4 protein-coding genes are annotated in these 5292 nt (G+C 72.5%); all 4 read left to right on the top strand.

Going from position 1 to position 5292, the window contains the following annotated elements; translation table 11 throughout:
* A partial coding sequence (locus tag ACFV6I_RS37290; protein WP_380430493.1) for a ribonuclease E/G occupies nt 1–2982 on the top strand: 2982 nt, incomplete at its 5' end.
* Nucleotides 2983–3215: 233 nt separating this feature from the next.
* Nucleotides 3216–3533 (top strand): 50S ribosomal protein L21, encoded by a 318-nt coding sequence (gene rplU, locus ACFV6I_RS37295; RefSeq protein ID WP_063347554.1) that lies wholly within the window; start codon nt 3216–3218, stop codon nt 3531–3533.
* 14 nt (nt 3534–3547) lie between these two features.
* Nucleotides 3548–3805 carry a 50S ribosomal protein L27 gene (gene rpmA / locus ACFV6I_RS37300; protein WP_030309712.1) on the top strand — a complete coding sequence of 86 codons (258 nt, stop codon included), beginning with the start codon at nt 3548–3550 and terminating at the stop codon, nt 3803–3805.
* Nucleotides 3806–3905: 100 nt separating this feature from the next.
* A partial coding sequence (gene obgE / locus ACFV6I_RS37305) for a GTPase ObgE (protein ID WP_380430495.1) occupies nt 3906–5292 on the top strand: 1387 nt, incomplete at its 3' end.

The following is a 5292-nucleotide window of genomic DNA, read 5'->3' on the forward strand; positions in this document are numbered from 1 at the left end:
CTCGAGACCCCGGTCGCCGAGCCCGCCGCCGCGGAGGAGCCCGTCGACGAGGAGCCGGTCGAGGAGGCCGTGGCCGTCCAGCCCGCGCCGGCCGCCGAGCCGACCCACCGGGTGCGCCGCCGTGCGGTCCGCCCGTCCACCGCGATCTTCCAGGCTCCGGTGTTCCAGGAGCCCGCCGCCGCCCCGGCCGCCACCCCGGCTCCCGCCGTGCAGCCGCAGGCGCAGCAGCAGCCCGCCGCTGCCGCCCCGGCGCCGGTCGAGGCCCCGGCCGCCGCGCAGCGCGAGGAGGACGAGTTCGAGTACAGCGGCGTCGGCCGCCGCCGCCGGGTGCGCACCTCGGTGCGGGTGCAGCCGCCGAGCCGTTCGAAGGCCGCCGAGCGGAAGGCCGCCGAGCGGGCCGAGCGGGCGGAGAAGGCCGAGAAGGCCAAGGCCGTCGAGAGGGCGAAGGCCGCCGAGAAGGCGAAGCCGGTCGAGCGGGTCGTCGAGGTGCCGGTCGAGACGCCCGTCGTCGAGGCCCCCGTCGCCGGTCCGGAGCCCGAGGGCGAGTGGGAGGACGACCGTCCGTCGCGCCGTCGCCGTCGGGGCGGCCGCCGTCGTCGCCGTGGCGAGGCCGAGGAGTTCGAGGCCGAGGCCGTCGAGACCGGGCAGTCCGTCGTCGAGGAGCCGGCCGCGGACGTCGAGGAGGACGTCGAGGACGACGACGACCTGGCCGCCGGCCTGTCCTCGTCCCGCCGTCGTCGCCGTCGTCGCCGCCGCAGCGGTGAGGCCGGTGCCGTCGAGACCGCCGAGACCACCGAGGACGGGGTCCGCACGGTGGTGAAGGTGCGCGAGCCGCGCCGCCGTTCCACCGAGCCGTCCTTCGACCCGGACGAGGTGCAGTCAATCAAGGGCTCGACCCGTCTGGAGGCGAAGAAGCAGCGTCGCCGCGAGGGCCGCGAGCTGGGCCGCCGCCGGGTGCCGATCATCACCGAGGCCGAGTTCCTGGCCCGCCGCGAGTCGGTCGAGCGCGTCATGGTGGTGCGCCAGAACGGCCAGCGGACCCAGATCGGCGTCCTCGAGGACGGCGTGCTGGTCGAGCACTACGTCAACAAGGAGCAGGCCACCTCGTACGTCGGCAACGTCTACCTGGGCAAGGTCCAGAACGTGCTGCCGTCGATGGAGGCCGCCTTCGTCGACATCGGCAAGGGCCGCAACGCCGTGCTGTACGCCGGCGAGGTCAACTTCGGTGCGCTGGGCCACGGTGGCCCGCGCCGGATCGAGTCGGTGCTGAAGTCCGGCCAGTCCGTGCTGGTGCAGGTCTCCAAGGACCCGATCGGCCACAAGGGCGCCCGCCTGACCAGCCAGATCTCGCTGCCCGGCCGCTACCTGGTCTACGTGCCCGAGGGCTCGATGACCGGCATCTCGCGCAAGCTCCCCGAGAACGAGCGCGCCCGCCTGAAGCAGATCCTCAAGAAGATCGTCCCGGACGACGCGGGCGTCATCGTGCGCACCGCCGCCGAGGGCGCCTCCGAGGAGGAGCTGACCCGCGACGTCCAGCGGCTGCAGCAGCAGTGGGAGGACATCCAGAAGAAGGCCGCGACCGGCAACGCCCCCGCGCTGCTGTACGGCGAGCCGGACATGACCGTCCGGGTCGTCCGCGACATCTTCAACGAGGACTTCACCAAGGTCATCGTCTCCGGCGACGAGGCGTGGAGCACCATCCACGACTACGTCTCCAACGTGGCCCCGGACCTCGCCGGGCGGCTCCAGCGGTGGACCTCCGAGGTGGACGTGTTCGCCACCTACCGGATCGACGAGCAGCTGATGAAGGCGCTGGACCGCAAGGTCTGGCTGCCCAGCGGCGGTTCGCTGGTGATCGACCGCACCGAGGCGATGGTCGTCATCGACGTCAACACCGGGAAGTTCGTCGGCCAGGGCGGCAACCTGGAGGAGACGGTCACCCGTAACAACATCGAGGCGGCCGAGGAGATCGTGCGCCAGCTGCGGCTGCGCGACCTCGGCGGCATCATCGTGATCGACTTCATCGACATGGTGCTGGAGTCCAACCGGGACCTGGTGCTGCGCCGCCTGCTGGAGTGCCTGGGCCGGGACCGGACCAAGCACCAGGTGGCCGAGGTCACCTCGCTGGGCCTGGTCCAGATGACCCGCAAGCGGGTCGGCCAGGGCCTGCTGGAGTCCTTCTCCGAGCCGTGCGTGCACTGCAACGGCCGCGGCGTGATCGTTCACATGGAGCAGCCGAGCGCCCACGTCCACACCCCGGCCGTGTCGGCCGAGGCGGCCGCGGGCAGCAGCAAGCGCCGTCGTCGGGGCAAGGGCGGGGCGGCCGCCGAGGAGCCGCAGGCCGTCGAGGCCGCGGTGGCCGAGGTGGTCGTCGAGGGCGAGCCGGTGCGCGAGGAGATCGAGGGCCAGCTGGCCCTGGAGGTCCCGGGCGTCGAGGCGGAGGCCGTCGAGGAGGCCCCGGCCGTCCAGCCGGACCTGGTCGAGATCCCCGCCGCCGCCGCGGCGGCTCCGGCCGGCCGCACCCGCCGCCGCGCGGTCCGCAAGGCGACGGCTCCGGCCGGGGCGCCGGGCGAGGCCGAGATCGTGGTGCTCCAGGCGCGGGCCGACGCGGCGCTGGAGGCGGCCCTGGAGGCTGCCACCCCGGCCGCCCCGGCCGTGGTGACCCCCGAGGCCGTCGAGGCCGTGGAGGCCGTCGTCGAGGCGCCCGCGGAGGAGGCCCCGGCCGTCGAGACCGTGGAGGCCGTCGTCGAGGCCCCGGCAAAGGAGACCCCGGCCGCTGAGGCCGAGGCCGAGGAGCCGTCCGCGGAGGAGGCTCCGGCGCCCAAGAAGCGGGCCGCCCGCAAGACCGCCGCGAAGAAGACCGCCGCCAAGAAGACGACCACGGCGGCCAAGAAGACCACCGCCCGCAAGACCGCGACCAAGCGGACGAGCGCGGCGGCCAAGAAGGCGGCGGCCGCCGAAGGTGATACGGCGGCCGAGTAGTGCCCACGCGCCCGGGGCGGGACCTTGCCCGCCCCGGGCCGTACGGGCCGGTTTGCCCCCCGGGCGGCCGGTCCGTATTCTTGACCCTCGGCGTGTCTACGCCACACGCTCCCGAGCACATCACCTTCCCGAAGCGCCGCGTTCGCGCGGCAGCGGGCGGGGAGAGGCCCCTGTGTCCGTACCCAGGCGGCTGGCGTCGGGAGTTCCGACCGAGTAAGGAAAGCAGGTACCGCATGTACGCGATCGTTCGCGCAGGCGGCCGCCAGCACAAGGTCGCCGTCGGCGACGTGCTGGAGATCGACCGTATCGAGGCCAAGCCGGGTGACTCGGTCGAGCTCTCGACCATCCTGATCGTCGACGGCGAAGCCGTCACGTCCGACCCGTGGGTCCTGGCCGGTGTGAAGACCCACGCCGAGGTCGTCGACCAGACCAAGGGTGACAAGATCATCATCCTGCGCTACAAGAACAAGACCGGCTACCGCCGTCGCCAGGGTCACCGTCAGAAGCACACCGCGGTGCGCATCACCAGCATCGACTCGGTCAGCAAGTAAGGGGATAGCGAGATATGGCACACAAGAAGGGCGCAAGCTCTACCCGTAACGGCCGTGACTCGAACGCCCAGCGCCTCGGCGTGAAGCGCTTCGGCGGCCAGGTCGTCTCCGCCGGCGAGATCCTCGTGCGCCAGCGCGGCACCCACTTCCACCCGGGTGCGGGCGTCGGTCGCGGTGGCGACGACACCCTGTTCGCGCTGACCGCCGGTGCCGTGCAGTTCGGTACCCGCCGCGGCCGCAAGGTCGTCAACATCGTGGCCGTCGAGGCCTGAGTCACACCAGACTCACAGTGAAGGGTGGGCCGGAATGTTCCGGTCCACCCTTCATGCTTTACGCAGGTAGCAGCAGACTTTCGCACACTGGAGGCACACCATGACCACCTTCGTGGACCGCGTCGAACTTCACGTCGCCGCGGGTAACGGGGGCCACGGCTGCGCCTCCGTGCACCGGGAGAAGTTCAAGCCGCTCGGCGGCCCCGACGGCGGCAACGGCGGCGAGGGCGGCAGCGTCATCCTCACCGTCGACGCGCAGGTCACCACCCTGCTGGAGTACCACCACTCGCCCAAGCGCAAGGCCACCAACGGCAAGCCCGGCGCGGGCGGCCACCGCACCGGCGCGGACGGCGGCGACCTCGTCCTGCTGGTGCCGGACGGCACCGTGGTGCTGGACCGCAACGGCGAGGTGCTGGCCGACCTGGTCGGGCACGGCACCAGCTTCGTCGCCGCCCAGGGCGGCCGCGGCGGCCTCGGCAACTCCGCGCTGTCCTCGGCCCGCCGCAAGGCGCCCGGCTTCGCGCTGCTCGGCGAGCCCGGCGAGGCCCGCGACATCGTGATGGAGCTCAAGTCCGTCGCCGACGTGGCCCTGGTGGGCTACCCGAGCGCCGGCAAGTCCTCGCTGATCTCGGTGCTCTCGGCGGCCAAGCCGAAGATCGCGGACTACCCGTTCACCACCCTGATCCCCAACCTCGGCGTGGTCACCGCCGGCGACACCGTGTACACCATCGCCGACGTGCCCGGCCTGATCCCCGGCGCCAGCCAGGGCCGCGGCCTGGGCCTGGAGTTCCTGCGGCACGTCGAGCGCTGCTCGGTGCTGGTGCACGTGCTGGACTGCGCCACCCTGGAGCCCGGCCGCGACCCGCTGACCGACCTGGAGACCATCGAGGCCGAACTGGCTGAGTACGGCGGTCTGGAGGAGCGCCCGCGCCTGGTCGCGCTCAACAAGGTGGACGTGCCGGACGGCCAGGACATCGCCGACCTCACCCGGGAGTCCCTGGAGGAGCGCGGCTACCAGGTGTTCGAGGTCTCCGCCGCCTCCCGCAAGGGCCTGCGCGAGCTGAACTTCGCGCTGGCGCAGATCGTCGCCGAGGCGCGCGCCGCCAAGCCGGTCGAGGAGTCGACCCGGATCGTGCTGCGGCCCAAGGCCGTGGACGACGAGGGATTCACCATCACCGAGGAGGACGGCGCCTACCGCATCCGCGGCACCAAGCCGGAGCGCTGGGTCCGCCAGACCGACTTCTCCAACGACGAGGCCGTCGGCTACCTCGCCGACCGGCTGGCCCGCCTCGGCGTCGAGGACAAGCTGTGGAAGGTCGGGGCGCACGAGGGCGACACCGTCATCATCGGCCCGGACGAGAACGCCGTCGTCTTCGACTGGGAGCCGACCATGGCCGCCGGCGCCGAGATGCTCGGCCGCCGCTGTGATTACACCCTCCTTTCGAGCCCGCGCCCGGAGGTCGGACGCCGACTCGAGAATCATAATT

Origin of the sequence: Kitasatospora sp. NPDC059803 (assembly GCF_042732255.1) — a bacterium.
Classification (GTDB): Bacteria; Actinomycetota; Actinomycetes; order Streptomycetales; family Streptomycetaceae; genus Kitasatospora.